Raw genomic sequence first — 16,962 nt, 5'->3', positions numbered from 1 at the left:
GCGGCGGGGAACTGGCGGTCATCAGTGGGCTTCACGGAGACAGGCTAGACAGGGGGTCGGACATCGACGTCCCACGGGCAAGGTCGTTGTCGCGACCAGGCCTGTCCTGTCTCCCCCGACGACTACAAGCCGGCAGTCGTCCAACGACCTTGCCCGTGGGACGTCGATGTCCGACCCCCTGTCTAGCCTGTCTCCGTGAAGCCCACTGATGACCGCCAGTTCCCCGCCGCGCTCGCCACCGCGATGGCCGTTCGATTCGACTACGCCGACGGGAAGACCGGGGTCGACTTCGAACCCTTCCCGGCCTTCCTGTCCGCTGCCGAGACCACCGACTGGTTTCAGGCATGGACCGGGAACAGCGAACTGGACGGCAACGACTTCCGCGTGTTCGGACAGGACGGCACGGGCGGGTACGCGGCGATCTGGCTCATCCGCCCGAGCCGCCCTCTGGCCGAGCAGCCCATCGTCTTCCTCGGCTCCGAGGGCGAGACCGGTGTCGTAGCACGCGACCTGGGCGACTTCCTGTGGCTACTGGCCGACGGCTTCGGCCCCTGGGAAGCCGCCACCTCGTACGAGCCCGACTGGAAGGCGCACCCCAACCCGGAGTTGGCAGCCATCGCCGAAGCATTCGCACCGAACCAGCGCCGGTCAGCCGCTGCCGTGATCGACCTGGCGGCCCAGGAGTTCCCCGACTTCGACGACACCATCATGGAGCTCTGCCGCTGAACCCAGCACCGTCACCTGCACGACCGGCCGGGATCACTGGAAAGATCCTCGATCGCACGCAAGTGATCACCACCGAACTCGCCGTTTCGGCACGGTCCCCAAGGCAGGGGCATCGCGGGCGTCCACTCAAGTCCCCCACGCCGCCCTGCCTCATTCGAGCACCGCTGTAACCTCTGGCCATGAGCCATGGGGAAGGCGAGGGCAATCTGGTCCTGGATGCCCGCGACATGCTGGCCGCCGGACGGGACGAGGAGGAGGTCTTCGCCGCACTGGCCTCGCGCACCAACGACTGGGGCGCCTCCGCCTTGGCCGTGTGTCTGGCCCTCGGAGTGCCCCGGACGGACGCCGAAGCCCGAATCCGCGAAGCTCGGCCCCTCTTCGAGGAGTTCATGGTGGGCGAGGAGGACCTCGTTGCCTCGGTTCTAGCCTTTGGGCACGTGTTCGTCGTGGACCGGGTGCTGGACGCTCACCATGAGCGGATCCGCGACCTGTTGGGGACCGCGGCCTGCGCCCGCGGGGGCTTCCACGGCGGCCTTCTCGCATGGTTTCGTAGCGGGGAACTCACAAAGATCTTCCTGTTCTTCGCAAAAACGCGGTTCCGGGACGGGCGGGGCTCACCTCCCGAGTTCTGGGCGGCCATGGTTACGGCCGGGGAACTACTGGCGACCGAGGACGGCCCGGACCAGGCAGAGGTGGCAGCCGGACTGGAACATTGCCGGGCGCAGGCGACCTCCGTCGGCACGAGATCTCAGATGCGGCCGTGAGAGGACACCAAGGCCTCAGGTACGTACTCGGGCACCGTGCCGAGCAGTGCGTCGATGGCCGCGCGACGCTGGCCGCCGCCCTCGGGCATGAAGTGGGCATAGTGGTCGAGGGTGATGGTCGGACTTGAGTGACCGAGCCATCGGGCGAGGGTGACGACGGGGCGTAAGTGTCGTTCCCATCGGATGCGGATTCGTTTGAAGCCGTGGAGCCAGGCGAACGTGCGCTCGACGACCCATCGGTAGACGCCCAGGCCGCTGCCATGGGGTGTACTGCGTCGGGCGATGGCAGGGATGATCCGGCGGGCCCGAACCTGGTCACGGTAGATGTCGTGGTCATAGCCGCGGTCGGCGAAGACGGACTGGGGCTTGCGGCGTGGCCGGCCCGGCCTGCCCCGGACGGGCGGCATGGCGTCAAGGAGCGGCACGAGCCGGGTGACGTCGTTGCGGCTGCCGCCGGTGAAGATGACCGCGAGGGGTGTGCCGTGTCCGTCGGTGATCAGGTGATGCTTGGAGCCGGCCCGTCCCAGGTCGACTGGGGACGAGCCCGTCTGGAGCCCCCTTTTAGCGCCCTGACGTGGCTGGAGTCGACGGCCGCCCGCGACCAGTCGAGCCGGGACGCGGCGTTCAGTTCGGCCAGCAGCACTTCGTGAAGACGCTGCCAGACTCCGGCCTCGTGCCAGTCCCGCAGCCGCCTCCAGCACGTCATACCCGAGCCGAAGCCGAGGGGTTCTGAAGCAAGTGTTCCCACTGGATGCCGGTGTGCAGGACGAAGAGGATCCCGCACAGCACCTGCCGGTCCGGGACCGGCCTGCGGCCTGGGTACCTGAACCGCCGCTCCTTCTTCGGCAGCAGCGGCTCGATCCGCTCCCACAAGTCATCCGACACAACCCACGGCGAAGCCCCCATGGCCTAGACAACGCCGACCGGCCATACCGGACACGGCCACTGGGACGCTCCACCTCATTGCGTTAGACATTCTTAGGGAAATACGAATGCGGGCGCCCGCCTGCTCCTGTTCCCGAATCCACTCGTCAAGCGTTTCGATCCGGTACATCACACGTCCGCTCCGCCCCATCCGAAAACTCGGCAGACCTTGGCGACGGTGCCGCCACATGTAAAGGGTGGCGGGCGACAGCCCCAGGTAACCGGCGGCTTCGCGCACGTTCAGACCGTCTCGTCGGTCTCCCCCTGAAGCCCGGGTAGGTCGGCGTCCCTCAACACTGACTTCCATTGCGTACGGGTCACCGGAATAAAGGCCACACCCTATTGTCCCGTGATGTGTGCAGGAGGCCGGGAGATACTCGACTTTCGGATCACCGCTGGCACTGCGGAACAGGACTCTCGTTCGACTGCGCCCAGTTGGTTGGGCAGGAGTGCGTCCACCAGTACAGGATGGCACTGGCGCCCTACCCGAGGGTGTTTATTTCCTCACCCCTATCGGTGCCTACGTCTTCGGCGGATAGATCAACAGGACGATCTCTCTGCCTTCCAGCGCCTCGCCGAGCGAGTCACAGGCGGTGGCACTAGCTTCCTTCGCGTGACGGTGGCTTCCCTCGCCGCGGCAGTCCGGCACCCACAGCAGAGCGTGGACCATTCGCACCGCCCGCGCCTGCGGGCAGTGTGGGCCGAGTCCGCGTTCTACGGCGCCAACGTCGTGGGCGTCCGCTGGGCTTTGAGCACCCGCTTCTCAACCCACGGTGCGGATGAAAACCTCCGCCAAGGCGACGATCGCGCGCATCGACGAGGGCGCTGGACGGCGATCAAGTACCCCAAAGCGGTGTGGGACGAGGAGGGCCAGTGGTAGAAATCAGACGCGGAGATAGCCGAGATCGGCTACACGGCTCTCACCTCCAAGCTGAAGAAGAACCAGGTCACCGACCGCCTGATCGTGTGGCGGGGCAAGCGTCCCAATCCCGGCAGCCTGCCCGCCGGGCAGGGCGCGCTCTTCGACACCTGCCGCTACCACGCCCCGTTCATCAGCTCCACCCTCTCCTTGACCGACGCCGAGCGTGATCACAGGCGGGACCGCTGTCGCGGAATTCGTCCGCGGACCTCGCGCGGTCCGGAACGAGGCCTCCTCACCCATCACCGGATCCAAGCGAACGGCGCCCTGTTCTAAGGGCTCTGGCACCTTGCAGGGGCGTGTATGGTCATACTGCTTAACGGCAACATGAGTACCTTGTGAACGGACGGCGCCACGAGCGTGTCTTTCGGTCGGCCGGGCGACGGCTCAACACAAAGCCAACCAGGCGTGCGAACCCGGCGGTCCACCACCGCGAACACGCCGAGGGATCCCCGAGCCCATGCCAGGGCGACGCTGGATCCTTCGCCCTCCGCTGCTCTTCGCGTGATGCCGTGACGTCCTCTTCAGGCAGCGACTTCTCCATGGGAACAGAGTGGATCTCTCCTACCAGGCGTGGCAGCGGGTGCTCGCAGACGAGTTCTTCGGACCGCAGCACGCTGGTCACCCGACCCTGCTCTATATCGACGGCGATGTGGAACAGGAGCTCATGCGCCGCGGCGGCATCGAAGTGCCGCTGGCCGAGTCGGTGGGCCTGGCCATACGGGCGGCGGACCCCGACCCCTACGCCGAGATCGAGAACCACCGGTGGCGCGTGCGCCGCCAGGACCGCGACGGCGTTCCCGCCTTCCTGCCCCTTCTGGCCTGCTCCGTCCTGGCCGCCACAAGGATGGCGCACGACCAGCACCACCGGGCCAGCGCGTACCACGCCCGCTTCTCGGAGCTGCTGACCGGCAACACTAGCCTGCTGCGCAGCTCCAACTACGAGCCGGTTTCCCGGATGTGGCAGACGCTTGCTTCCTGGCAGCACAGCCAGGGCGGGGCCCGAGGCCTGTGCACGATCCCCTCTCCGCGCGACCTTCCGCCTAACCGCAGCAGGATCGGCTTCGCGCTGTCCCAGGCGCTGCTCAGCGGCAGGGACCGCAGCCAGCTGCCGGACGTCTTCACCGCGCTGCGCAACTACAACGGGGACATCTGGCCGCTGCCTGGTGACGCCCTGCTGGGCGCCTTGGAGATCCGTCACTGGGAGCAGCGCTTCTCCTCCGGCTTCCGGCGGGCCGCCGCCGAGGAGGAGTTCCGTCCTCTCATTGCACGACTGCTCGGCAACTACGCCGCGACGTGGGACGGATCAGCGGAACTCGTTCCGACCGGGCTGCCCCGTGCCGAACTCCTGGTGCAGCTCGACGCCGGGCGGCTCAGCTGGGTGGCCCGGAGCTCCAGCGCTGATGCCGCCCGTATCGTCCTGCCGGACGACGTCGTACTCAACCGCCTTGGTGATACCGCCTACTACTCCGTCGGCGGGCTGCGCGCTCCTAGCGCCAGCGGCCTGAGGGAGGGCGTACGGCTCCGCGGGCAGGACCTCGTACTCAGCCGCCCGCCGGCTTCGGTGCTCGTGCTCGCGCGCAATGACGTGCTGGGCGTCTGTGTCAGCACGGACGGGTTCATCCCGGGTGAGCAGCACGTGGTGCTCGCTGCGCCCGAAGCACGCTCGGACGTACAGCGCCTGCTCGACCGTGCCGCCTCGGCGGGCCGCCGTCAGGAGGGGTCCCGGCTCGCGTGGATGCCGGAGGGCTGGTCCCTGCACCGCCCGGTGGTCTTCGACGATGCCCTGACCCTGCGCAAGGCCGTGCACGAGGTCCAGGGGACGGTGGGATCGCTGCACCCCAGCCCCCAGTTCAAGCTGCGGTTCGAGGGCGGGCTGCGGCTCGCCCCCGGTCTGGACTCGCAGCTCTTCCTCACCGGGGCCGAACCCTCCGTGGTCATTCCCGACGCTGCGGAGGGGAATCTGCTGCTGAACGGCGCGGACCGCCCTGAGCTCCGGGAGCCCGCCGCGCTCGGCCTTCCTGTCCCGCTGGCCGGGCTGGGGCTGATGCCCGGCCAGCACACGATCGGTGTCGACTGCTCCGAAGTCAGCTTCACCACGGCCGAGTCGGCGCCGATTCCCCCGGCCGCGCCCCAGGTGTGCGGCTTCGCGGTCGCGGCGGACGGTATGGCTCCGGCCTACCCGGCCGTGCTGGCCGAGGGCGCCCCGGCCGTAGTGGGCGCGGACATCACAGCTCAGGACGGTTCCGCCCTGCCCAGCACGGTGCTGTGTCGGCGCGGCTCCGACGAGCGCCTGTTCGCGGCGTCCGACGGTCGGCTGTGGAGCATCAGCTGCCCAGAACCTCCCGCCTGGTGGGCCGAGCGGCTGCCGGGTGTCGCCGCCCCGCTCTTCTTCGAGGTGAACTTCCTCGATGTGGACGGCTGGCTGCTGGAACGCCGCGCCGGGCGGTGGCGCGCGCACCCGGTCAGCCCCGGGCTGCCGCAGCCCGGCTCTTCCGCCCGGGCCCGTATCTGGGCCTCGGCCGTACTGACCGCGCAGGAGGCATCGGCGGATCCGCTCTGGACCGCTTACGTACGGGCGGCGAAGGAGCTGGAACGGTGAACACCGCGGGAGTCGGCGGCGTACTGCTGCGCTGGGCAGCTGAGCGCGGCGGCGGGAAGGCGGCCGAGCTGCGTCAGGGCATCCGCGGAACGGCCCAGTCGTACGGGCTCAGGCTGAGGGAATACGCCCACTGGGACTGGATGCGCACGGCCTCCGCCCTGGGCTTCCTCGATCTCGACCTGCGGGCGGACCGGTGGTCCGCTGCCCCGCTGGTGCTCACTCGCCTGCCGCACGCGGACGGGCTCGCTCTCATCACGGGTGCACGCACGGCAGCGGCCAGCGGCCAACTGCAGCGCGCCGCGGAGGACTGGCTCGAACTCCTCACCGTCCCTGACGAGCCGCGCGACGGTGCGATACCACTGCCCGACACCCTGCTGGTCCAGTACGACGACCCGGACCTCCTTCCGGAGTTGGCCCAGCGCCTCGGCGCCCGCTTCGTCCCCTGTGCGGCGCGGCAGCTCGCGGAGCTCCTGCCCCGCACCACAGTCGGGCCGGAGGCCGCGCCGCCGGGCGGCTCCGGGATGAACTCCCTGGAGCGGTACGACATCGGCAAACGGCGCTTCGAACCGGTCGCCGCAGCGCGTGAGGACGGCCTGTACCGCTGGCGGGGTGCCGATAACGCACGCTTGGTGCGGGCCCGCCGGAACGGCGTCTTCTATAGGACGGAGCGGGAGACCGGCGTATATCTGGAGCTCGCGCGCCACCGCCAGAACGCGGTGCGCTGGCGCGCGGAACCGGCTGCTGGCCGGTCCGCCTGCGGACGTCTCTTCGTCGACCGCGGCGCCCCGATGCCGCCGCTGCACCAGAGGGCGGCCGTGCTGTGCACCGGGCTTCCGCCACGGACCGGAGTCCATGGGGAGACCCTGGCCTACGACAACGTTCCGCGCGTCCTGGCCGAGGCGATCGCCACCTCGCTGCTGCAGAACCTCGAAGTCCTGCCGCAGCCCGCGGCCGCTGCCACTGGGAGGGCCAAGTGAACGCCGAAAACCGGGACTCCGCAGCCGCAGGCGCAGCCGGCCCCCATGACATCATCGGGACCTTCAACGACCTGCGCCGGGCACTCTTCCGCTACTACGACACGCCCTTCGGTGTGGACGACGCCTCCGTCATGGCGGAGAGGCGAATGCTCCTGGACCGCGACAACGGCACCTGGCGCGAACCCCTGATCGAACTGCGGCCCCAGTACGCGTCCAGCGGGATGAGCGTCGAGGAGTCGTTCGCCGCGGCCGGCACGCACCCGGACGCGGCAGCCTTCTCGCAGTTCGCCCTGCCCGACGGGGTGGACAGCCTGTACCGGCACCAGCACGATGCCCTGCTCGCGGCCTGCCGCGACGGCAAGGACTTCGTCGTCACCGCCGGCACCGGATCCGGCAAGACCGAGGCGTTCCTGCTCCCGGTCCTCGCTGATCTGGTGGCCGAGTCGGCGACGTGGACCGGCACCAGGTCCGAACCGAGCACCTGGTGGCAGGGCGACGGCGGCTACGAGCACAGCCGGGCCCGGGAGGACGGGCATCCCGCCGCGATGCGCGCCCTGGTCCTGTACCCGACCAACGCCCTGGCGGACGACCAGCTCGTTCGCCTGCGCCGGGCACTGGACGGTGACGGACCCCGCAAGTGGCTAGATGACCACCGCAAGGGCCACCGTTTCTACTTCGGTCGCTACACGGGGGCCACGCCGGTAGCGGGCAGCAACGAATCCAAGCCGGGACTGGCCAGGCTGCGCGAATACCTGTGTACGGTGCACCAGCGCCAGGAACGCGCCGACGCGCGGGTCCAGGCGTTCATCCCGCGCCTCGGCGGGGCCGAGATGCACAGCCGCTGGGACATGCAGGCGGCGGCACCGGACATCATGGTCACCAACTACTCCATGCTGAACATCATGCTGCTGCGCCCTCAGGAGAAGGCGCTGTTCAACGCCACCCGCAGATGGCTGGAGAGCACGCCCGGGGCCCGCTTCACACTGATCCTCGACGAGCTCCACATGTACCGCGGCACCGCCGGGACCGAGGTGGCCTACCTGCTGCGCAACCTGCGGCACCGGCTCGGTCTGGACCATACTCCGGAGAAGTTCCGCGTCCTGGCCGCTTCCGCATCACTGGAGGACGGCCGCGACGACGCCTTCCTCGAGGAGTTCTTCGCGCTCCCCCGTTCCCGTCGCGTGATCATCCCGGGTACGGCACTGCTTCCGAAGCGCGGCAGCACCGATCTGAGCCCGCACGTGCCCGTGCTCGCCGCTGCCGCCGGGCAGGAGCTGTCCCGCGAACAGGCCCGTGGTCTTGCCGATGCCACGGGGCTCGGCGCGGCGATCCCGCACACCCTGTCCCCGGGCGGAGTGCCCCGGGCGCTGTCCACCTCCGCGCTGGCCCGGCAGCTGTTCCCCGGGAGCACCACACCCGAAGAGGGGGAGGCCGCGCTGCACGGCGCCCTGCGCGTCCTGGGCACGGCCGAGGACCCAGACCTGCCGAAGCTCCGTGCGCACCTCTTCTTCCGCAACATCGGCGGCATCTGGGCCTGCTCGGACCCGAAGTGCCCGGAGGTGCCGGCGGACGCTGGTCCCCAGCGCCGGGTCGGCCGTCTCTTCGCCGAGCCTTCATCCCGTTGCGGATGCGGGGCGCGGGTGCTGGAACTCCTGTACTGCCAGACCTGCGGCGACCTGATGCTGGGCGGCTACGCCAGCCCGGACGACACCCGGGGCCGGAAGTTCACCGGCGCGCTCCACACCGACTTCCCCGAGCTCGACCTGTTGCCGGACGAGGTCAGCGGCGTGCCCACGGCGGCGAACTACGTCGTCTACTGGCCCCGGACGAAGGGGCTGGGACTGGACGACCCCGGCTGGACCGCATCCCTGTCCAACGGCGGGCCCAGCGTGAGCTTCGAGTTCCGCCGCAGCGAGTACCAGCCCACCACCGGACGCCTCAGCAACAAGGACGTGAACCACACGGGCTGGTCCTTCCACATCTCGGTTCCCGAGGACAAGGAGACCAAGCAGCCGGTCCTTGATCCCGCACGGCTGCGTCCGTTCCCCACCCGCTGCCCGGCCTGCGGTGACGACTGGGAAATCAGGCGGGACCGGGACGGGCGCCACGTCCCCCTGGAGTCGTCGGCCAGGCTGCGCAGCGCCCCGGTCCGCCGTATGCGGACCGGTTTCGACAAGATCAACCAGGTGCTGGCTACGGAGGTCCTGGGCCACCTGCCGCCCGGGCAGCGTAAGGCGATCGCCTTCTCCGACAGCCGCGACGACGCCTCGGAGCTCGCCAGCGGACTGGCCCTGAGGCACTACCAGGACCTGTTGCGCCTGCTCAGCGCCAAGGCGGTCCGGGAGCAGGGCGACCCCTACGCCGACCTCCAGCTGGTGAAGGCCTACTACGCACACGAGACCGTGGACAGGGAGGAGGCACGAGCGGCAATGATCCGGCTGCGCGAGCGCGGGCCGGCTGATTTCGGCAAGTTGAAGGCCATCCTCACCGACGACCTCGATGCCGAACCGGACCTGCTGCCGGAACTCGAGAGCCGGTTCGCCGCGCTGCCGTCTCTCGACACCCTCTCCGGAGATCTGGAGGGCCTGCTGCTCCAGTACGGGACGAACCCAGGCGGCCCTTCCGCCTCCCTCCAGCAGACCTCCACCGGGCAGAACTGGACCGCGCTGTACAACTGGAACCGGGACCGCGAGTCCGTCGCCGTGACCCAGGCCCAGCAGGAGCTGCTGGAAAAGGTGCGCGAGCGGCTGCGGACCGAGTTCCTCTCCAGCCTGTTCTCCAGTGCGGGCCGCGACTTCGAGTCCCTCGGCCTGGGCTGGCTCTGTCTCCAGGACGACCGGTCACCCGTCGAGGTACCGACCGGGAGCAATGAGGCGATTGCCCGCGCGAGCCTGCGCATCCTCGGCCAGATGCGCCGCTTCCACCGGGTGAGGTCGGCGCTGCAGAACCCTCCGGCCCCGCTGAAGCGCTTCTGGAAGCAAGTCGCTGAACGCGAGGGCACGGATCTGGAGAGCGTCAAGGACCGCGTTCTCGGCGTCTGGAAGGACGCCGTCGTGGAATACCTGGTCAACCCCGAGAAGGTGGCCCTCCGCACGGGCGGCGGCAGGGTGTGGACCTGCACCAGCTGCCGACGCCCGCACCTGCACCCGGGCGTGGGCCTGTGCACGAAGTGCTGCACTCCGCTGCCAGTCGGCCAGGAGTTCACCGGAGCGCTTGAGGACGACTACTACGCGTGGAAGGCGGCCCACGGCACGGGTGACTTCGCCCTGCGCACGGCCGAACTCACCGGACAGACCGACCGGCTGGAGGCCCAGCGCCGCCAGAGCGTCTTCCAGGACGTCTTCCTCGGCGAGGACGACGTCCCCGCCGCTGACGGGCTCGAACTGCTTTCCGTGACCACAACCATGGAGGCCGGTGTGGACGTCGGCCCCCTCAACACCGTCCTCATGGCGAACATGCCTCCCACCCGCTTCAACTACCAGCAGCGCGTGGGCCGGGCGGGCCGGCGTACGACCCCGGTGGCGATCGCGCTCACGGTCTGCCGCGGGCGCAGCCACGACGAGCACTACTTCGCCCGTCCCGAGGCCATCACCAACGACCCGACCCCGCCGCCCTACCTGGCACTGGGCATGCCGTCCGTCTTCCGGCGCGTGCTCCTAGGCGAGGTGCTGCGCCAGGCCTTCGACGCGGTCCCGCAGTCCAGCACCCGGGACGCGCCCCCGCTGACCAGTAACGTGCACGGCCAGTTCGGCCTGTCCGCGGACTGGCCGTCGCATCAGGGGGCGGTCAGGCGCTGGATCCTGGACCACCCGGACCGGATCTGGGCGGCGGCTGCCGCGCTCCAGTCGCACACGCCCGAGCCGGTTGCCTCCGCCGACCCGGTCGCCTGCATCGCCGAACTCCTCGAAGAGATTGAAGACGTGGCCGCCAGGAGTGTCGGGCACGCAGAGCTCAGCCAGCGGCTGGCCGAGGCCGGGCTCCTGCCGATGTTCGGCTTCCCGACACGCGCCCGGCTGCTGTTCCGCAGCGTGCCCACGAAGACCTTCCCCTGGCCGCCGGCCGACTCGGTCAACCGCGACCTGGCGGTGGCTCTCAGCAAGTTCGCGCCCGGCAGCGAAACACCGCAGGACGGGCGGCTGCTGCGGTCCAACGGTGTGGTCGCCCTGTCGCCCGGTGCCCGCAGCGTGTATGCCGCCGAGGAGCCGTTCGGTCCGGAGCAGCTGGTGGCCATGTGCCGCATCTGCGCTCACGTCGATCCAGCTCCCGAAGCCCCGGACAAGGTGGGGAACTGCCCGGCCTGCGGAGCGGAGGGCAAGAACTACCGCCTCGTCCCCTTCCGCGAACCGGCGGGCTTCTGCGCCTCGGGGACACCCCGGGACTACGACGGCACGCGCGACTGGGGAGGCGGCACGACCAGCACCCGTACGGCTGCCGACCTGGAGAGAACCGCGCCTCGTGTGGTGCGGGCGTCCGACGACTGGCTTGTCGCCCACAGCGGCAGCGGGTACCGGTACATCGTCAACACCAACGGCGGCAAGCTCTTCCGCTTCCGCAAGGGGAAGGCCCCCTGGAAGGGCTACTGGCACCTGGAGAGCCAGACGGCGGACGCGGACCTGGAGACCGCCATCGGTGCGACCCAGCACACCGACATGTTCTTCGTCGGCGCGAAGGCCGCACTGGACGTGGACCGGGGACTGCGCTTCGACATCTCCAGATCCGGGCAGCCCAGCGGTTTCGCCGACGCGTACCACGGGCGCCGAGCGGCCTGGTACTCGCTGGCGGCGCTGCTGCGCCGCGCCGCCGCACCCCACCTCGACGTCCAGCCCGAGGAACTGCTCAGCGGCATCCACGGCTCGGACGCCCCGGTCGCGGCGCCCGTGATGGCGTACCTGGCCGACAGCCTCGACAACGGGGCCGGCTTCAGCACGCACCTCGGGTCGGCCGCGCACATCGACGGATTCCTCGGAGCCGTGGACACTTATCTGAGCCAGCTCGGGGCGGACCGGCGGCATACCGAGAACTGCAGCAGTTCCTGCTACGCCTGTCTGCGTGACTACTCGAACATGCGGCTGCACCCACTCCTCGACTGGCGCCTCTCCCGTGACCTCCTAGACGCCCTGCGCGGACGGGAACTGCGGCTCGACCTGGGCCGGCACGCGGAGCTGCTGCGCGGGTGGGCGAAAGAGGACGCAGCCGTACGGCCGGTCGACACGCCCTCCGGCATGGTCTGCCTGTACACGTCCGATTTCAGTGGGGAGCCGGTCGCCGTCGCCGTGAAGCACCCGCTGGAAGCCGCGGCGGAGGAGGTCCAGGCGGAGCGGCTCCAGCAGCTGAGACGGGACGTGCTGTCCGCCGGACTCGCCGAGAGGATCGCGTTCGTCGACGCGTACTGCCTCGACCGGACCCCCGCCGCTGTGATCGATCAGGTCCGCCGGTTCGCGGAGGACTTCTGATGAGCACGGGAATCAGCTTCAGCCACGGTCCGGACCCGGCTGAGGCCCTGGAGGCCCTGGAGGCCCTGAAGCAGCGCGAGCTCGCGCGCCGCATCGCGCTGCAGGCCGCGCGCGCCCGCGGGGAGCGTCCGGCCGTCATGCGCTCCGCCCCTGCCCGGGCAGCGGAGGGTGCTGCCCGATCCCATGCCGCAGGGTCGGACGGGGGCGCCCCTGCCCGGGCGACGGCCGCTGCCCTGCTGGTCCCCGAAGGGTTCGCTGGGCAGGAGTCCTGGGACCGGGCCCTCACCTTCGCCCGCCGGGTCCTCCCGGCGCCCGCACCCGGGTCGCCGGGACTGGGCGAGATGCCGGCCCACCGGCTGGCGTCGGAAGTGCTCGAGGCTGCCGCACGGCTGGAGTCGTTCGAGGCGGTGGCGCTGCTCGTTGAGGCCGCGGACCACGGTCTGCCCGTCGCGGATCCCGTAGCCACAGCGCGGGCCAGGGCCCTGCTGAAGGATGATCCGCTGCCCTTGCCCGGGGAGCCGGAGACGTCCTGGCAGGTCTACCAGGACGAACGGCGCCTGCAGGAATTCCAGCTCCCGGCCGCCCGCCAGAAGCCGCTCCTGTCGGTGCTGCCGATCCCGGTGCTCGACGACTTCATCGACGAAGAGTGGATCACCGCCGCCCCGGAACCGGACGGCTCACCGCGGACGGCCTACCTTCGTGCCCGGCTCGTGCCCGAGGCGCTCAGCGACGCGGAGCTGAGTCTGCTCAACTGGCGCCTGGAGCGGCAGCGGCGGGAGGCCGGGCCCGGCAGTGAGCCCGGACCTGACTGGCCGGACTCCTGGCGCTTGCTGCTGAGGCTGCAGCAGGGTGACGCCCAGGCCGTCGACGAGGACTGGCCGGTGCTTCCGCGTGCCGTCCGCGGGCTGCTCAACGAGCTGCGGACCGTACGCGAAACCGGCCGGGTCTCCCGTCACCTCGCCGAAGACCAGGCCCTGTGGCCCCTGCTCGAGCGCCTCGCGCCCGAAGCACGCAGTGAGTCCAAGGAGTTCTACGGCTGGCTCGCGGTCCGGAGGGTACTCCGCGCCCTTCGCCACCTGCACCGGGCAGAGATCCGCGGAGACCAGGAACTCGCCGAGGCTCAGCGACAGGCGGCCTGGGGCCTCACCGGGCACCTCGCGTTCGCTTCCCAGGCCGTCCGCTGGGAGGCCCAGAACGCCCGCGCCTATCTGAGTGCTGGGTATGACCCTGCCGGAGCCGCCCGGTGTCTTGCCCACGACTCGGAGTCGCACCCGCCGAGGCAGCACGAGCTCGGTGACACGGCTGTCAGCCGGCTCCTGGGCAACCGCTCCTTCCTCGAAAGACACCGGTCCTCCGACCGTGACCGGCTGGTGAACCCCTACCTCGTCCTGGGCGTTGAGGACGGTTCGGCGGAGTGGAAGCCTGCGTGGCGCGCGCTGCGCCGCGAACTCGATGAATCCGGGTGCGTCCGGATCAACCAGGCCAAGGACGCGATCGAATCCGCCCAGCGCGAAGACCGGGACGCCGAGCGGCTCGTGATACCGCTGGCTCCGCACCGCTGGGCCGCTCCCACCGCGGTGAGCCACCGGCTCGGCCTGCCAGCCGAACCAGTGGAGCGCGCGACCGAGCCCCCGTCGGAATCTGAGCGGGAGTGGGCGCGAGCGGCGGCGGCCCGCGAAATAATCACCCTGGCGACCAGCCGACTCCCCCAGGCTGCCGAGCATCCCGTAGACCCTCGCGATCCAGAGAGCAGTGCACTGTGAACAAGCACTCCGTCCATCCGGAAGGCAGCGGCAAGAAGGCGCGGCGCACCGGCCGCCGCGCAAACGGGAGCACTGCCGCACCGAAGCGGCGCAACTCCACCGATGGGCAGATCCGTTCCAGCGGATCCCAGCGGTCCCAGTGGACCGCGGACAGCAGGACACCCCAGATCGCTCCCGGAACGCTGGACGCGGCCACCCTCCTGGGGGCCGTGACAGACGCCTTGCGCCCGGTACTGGAGCAGCGTCTCTCCGAAATGGCTGACAGCCTGGCGACCGTTCTCGGGGATGCCCAAGGCCCCGACGCAGCCAACGTGTTGCGTGCGGAGCTGCTCAAGCGTGTTCTCCCCCAGTTCACCGAGGCGGTGCGCGGGGCAGTCGTCGAGGGCATCCGGACCCGGCAGATGCACCTGGCCCAGCTCGCGGTCATCGACCGGACCGCCCACCAGGCAGACAGCCTGAGGGCTCTGTGTGCCCGGATCGACGGCGAGATCAGCCGGGCCGGACTGGTTCGCGTGACGGAACCGGGAGACCTCTCCCTGTTCAACCTGGTCGACGCCGACGCCCTCCGTCAGGGAGCCGACGAACCTCCCGTCTACTCCGTCGTCGCCCCCGCCTACACCGACCGTGAATCGGGCAAGCCGGTGGAACGGGGCTGGCTCAGCGTCGCCTATGAACCCCCGGCCCCGCCCGCGGCCGCCAGCACCCTGACCCCGGGCCAGAAGCGACGGCAGCACAAGGAGCGGCCCATGAAGCAGAGCCCGGCGCCGGAGCAGCTTTCCACGCAGCCGTTCTCCGGGCGGGTGCCGGGCGTGGCGCACGCCGATGGCACCCCGCCCGGCCAGCAGCCTGCGCCCGCAACGGATCCGCGTACCGAAGCGGCAGACGTTGACGCTGGGCCCGGGCCCAGCCCGGACGCCAAGGAAGGCTCCGGCCCGGCTGGTGCCACCGAGGCGCCCGCACAGCACCCGGCCCCTCCCGCAGGCCCCGAAGCCTCCCCCGAGCCTGCCGCACCGCCTCGGAAGACATGGCGGGCGGCCTTGCACGCGTCAGCCAGCAAGCGCATGGCAGGGGGCTACCGATGAGCTTCGGCATCGATTTCGGTACGAGCAATTCCGTCGTGGCCCGGTGGAACGGTCACACCGCCGAGGTGGTCCCGATCGACGGCGGCAACCTCCCGGCGCTGTGGCGGCAGCCGGAGTTCGACCAGATCTTCCCCTCCGTCGTGTCAGTGCGCGACCTCCAGCGGACGCTCTGCTTCGGGTGGGCCGCCAAGACCGCCACGAACGAACCGCTCGACGCGGTGAAGCGCATGCTGGGCACGCGGTCCGGGGCCGATCGGCCGGACGGATCCGACGAACTGGAAGTGCTCCCCCAGCTGGAGGAGCACCACGTGTGGATCGGCGGCGAGCCCTTCCACAGCACGGCCGCGGCCGCCTCGCTGTTCAGCCGCATGCGCGAGGGCGCCGCCGAGCAGCTCCTCGAGCTCACCGAGGCAGTGGTCACGGTGCCGGCGAACGCGACTGGAGGAGCGCGCTACCGGACCCGCGCTGCCGCCGCGCTGAGCGGGATCAAGGTCAGGGCGCTGCTCAACGAGCCGACGGCCGCAGCAATCTCGTACGCCCACGATGTTCCGGTCCCCGGCCGGTTCCTGGTGTTCGACTGGGGCGGAGGGACCATCGACGTCACCGTCCTCGAGTACGCCGACGGGCTCTTCGAAGAGCAGACGTCACGCGGCATCACGGCGCTTGGAGGCCTGGAGTTCGACAGCGAACTCGCCAAGCTGGTGCTGCGCAAGATGGGCAAGGCCCCGGAGTCCCTGACCAAGGCGGAGCGTCGGCACTGGCGGAGACACGTCGAGCTGACCAAGATCGCGCTGTCCCACGTACCGCCGGACGGCCAGATCCTCTTCGAGCCCGGGCCGGGCTCCGGCAGGGCGGCGCGGGCCGTCCCCGTCACGACCGAGGAATACGCGCAGGCCGTCGCACCTCTGATCAGCCAGGCCATGCAGCCGGTGGAGCAGGCCCTGAAGGACCTGAATATCAGCCCTGAGGACATCGACTCCGTCCTGCTGATCGGCGGCACCTCACAGATCCCGCAGGTCCGCCACGCCCTCGGGGCGGTCATGGGTCATGACCGCATCGTCGACCCAGGGCTGTGCCGTCCCATGACCGCGGTGGCCCGCGGGGCAGCCATCTACGCGGCCTCGCTGGACGGCGCCCTCGGCGACCAGGACGGCGGCGGTGACTTCTCGCTGGTCACCAGTTACGACCTGGGCACCGCCGTGAGCGCGGGAAAGCAGCGCGGTTTCCGTCAGATCATCCGCCGCAACGCCACTCTCCCCGCCGAGGGGACGTCCACCTTCCAGCCCGACAAGCCGGCTGCCACCTCCGTGCGCGTCTCCGTCATCGAAGGCGAGTACGGGCACGCCGCCGACAGTGACCGGGCATTCCCGCTGGCCACCATCGAGGTGCCGCTGCCCACGGCGGAGCACGACCCCACGCGCAACCGGATCGAGGTCCGGTTCCGCTACAACGAAAGCGGCATCCTGCGTTTCACCGCCACCCATGCGGCCACCGGCAAGGTACTCGCCGAACGGGAGATCGACTCCTTCGGCCCGGACGGCACGCCGCTGCAGGACGGCCTCCAGGAGCAGCTCACACGCCTGCTCGCGCACACGGTGCGTCCCTTCGCCGAGCCCGCGCAACCCTCGGCAGGCAAGGCCCGGGAAACCGCTGCGCCCTCCGTCACGGCGGTCCCCGGGCAAGCCGTCCTGACCGATCCTGCGGTCAGTGTGAACGGGACGGCCCAGCACATCGCGGTCGGCGGCTCCTAGC

10 protein-coding genes and 1 pseudogene are annotated in these 16,962 nt (G+C 70.2%); 9 read left to right on the top strand and 2 right to left on the bottom strand.

Annotation, left to right across the window (positions count from 1 at the left end; genetic code table 11):
* The first annotated feature begins 195 nt into the window (after positions 1-195).
* Positions 196-726, top strand: coding sequence for an SMI1/KNR4 family protein (locus tag AB0D94_RS29355; RefSeq protein WP_362057627.1), 531 nt, complete (start codon positions 196-198; stop codon positions 724-726).
* A 179-nt stretch (positions 727-905) separates the two neighbouring features.
* Positions 906-1,490: a hypothetical protein gene (locus AB0D94_RS29350; protein ID WP_362057624.1), complete on the top strand. Its 585-nt coding sequence runs from the start codon at positions 906-908 to the stop codon at positions 1,488-1,490.
* 170 nt (positions 1,491-1,660) lie between these two features.
* On the opposite strand, the pseudogene AB0D94_RS29345 reads toward AB0D94_RS29350, so the two are convergent.
* Together AB0D94_RS29345 and AB0D94_RS29340 are read right to left on the bottom strand one after the other, a co-directional pair.
* A pseudogene (locus AB0D94_RS29345) lies at positions 1,661-2,396 on the bottom strand (IS5 family transposase); the annotation flags it as partial.
* The gene (locus AB0D94_RS29340) at positions 2,365-2,721 is read right to left on the bottom strand and encodes a helix-turn-helix domain-containing protein (RefSeq protein ID WP_362057621.1); all 357 of its coding nucleotides are present in this window, start codon (positions 2,719-2,721) and stop codon (positions 2,365-2,367) included. The pseudogene AB0D94_RS29345 and the gene AB0D94_RS29340, both read right to left, overlap by 32 nt.
* Positions 2,722-3,027: 306 nt before the next feature.
* On the opposite strand from AB0D94_RS29340, the gene AB0D94_RS29335 reads away from it, so the two are divergent.
* From AB0D94_RS29335 to AB0D94_RS29305, 7 genes are all read left to right on the top strand, one after another.
* Entirely contained in the window at positions 3,028-3,294 is a 267-nt protein-coding gene (locus AB0D94_RS29335; protein WP_362057618.1) for a hypothetical protein, read from the top strand.
* A gap of 592 nt (positions 3,295-3,886) precedes the next feature.
* Positions 3,887-5,935 (top strand): hypothetical protein, encoded by a 2,049-nt coding sequence (locus tag AB0D94_RS29330; protein ID WP_362057615.1) that lies wholly within the window; start codon positions 3,887-3,889, stop codon positions 5,933-5,935.
* On the top strand, positions 5,932-6,912 hold the full coding sequence (locus AB0D94_RS29325) for a hypothetical protein (RefSeq protein ID WP_362057612.1): 981 nt from the start codon (positions 5,932-5,934) through the stop codon (positions 6,910-6,912). The genes AB0D94_RS29330 and AB0D94_RS29325 overlap by 4 nt, the downstream gene beginning before the upstream one ends.
* Complete coding sequence (locus AB0D94_RS29320) at positions 6,909-12,365, top strand: DEAD/DEAH box helicase (RefSeq protein ID WP_362057609.1); 5,457 nt, start codon at positions 6,909-6,911, stop codon at positions 12,363-12,365. The genes AB0D94_RS29325 and AB0D94_RS29320 overlap by 4 nt, the downstream gene beginning before the upstream one ends.
* Positions 12,365-14,128, top strand: coding sequence for a hypothetical protein (locus AB0D94_RS29315; RefSeq protein WP_362057606.1), 1,764 nt, complete (start codon positions 12,365-12,367; stop codon positions 14,126-14,128). The genes AB0D94_RS29320 and AB0D94_RS29315 overlap by 1 nt, the downstream gene beginning before the upstream one ends.
* On the top strand, positions 14,125-15,210 hold the full coding sequence (locus AB0D94_RS29310; RefSeq protein WP_362057604.1) for a hypothetical protein: 1,086 nt from the start codon (positions 14,125-14,127) through the stop codon (positions 15,208-15,210). The genes AB0D94_RS29315 and AB0D94_RS29310 overlap by 4 nt, the downstream gene beginning before the upstream one ends.
* A complete protein-coding gene (locus AB0D94_RS29305; RefSeq protein ID WP_362057601.1) occupies positions 15,207-16,961 on the top strand; it encodes an Hsp70 family protein in 1,755 nt (584 codons plus the stop codon). The genes AB0D94_RS29310 and AB0D94_RS29305 overlap by 4 nt, the downstream gene beginning before the upstream one ends.
* Position 16,962: the final 1 nt, after the last annotated feature.

Origin of the sequence: Streptomyces sp. NPDC048255 (assembly GCF_040652415.1) — a bacterium.
Lineage (GTDB): Bacteria > Actinomycetota > Actinomycetes > Streptomycetales > Streptomycetaceae > Streptomyces.
This window is presented reverse-complemented; position numbering and strand designations above follow the sequence as displayed.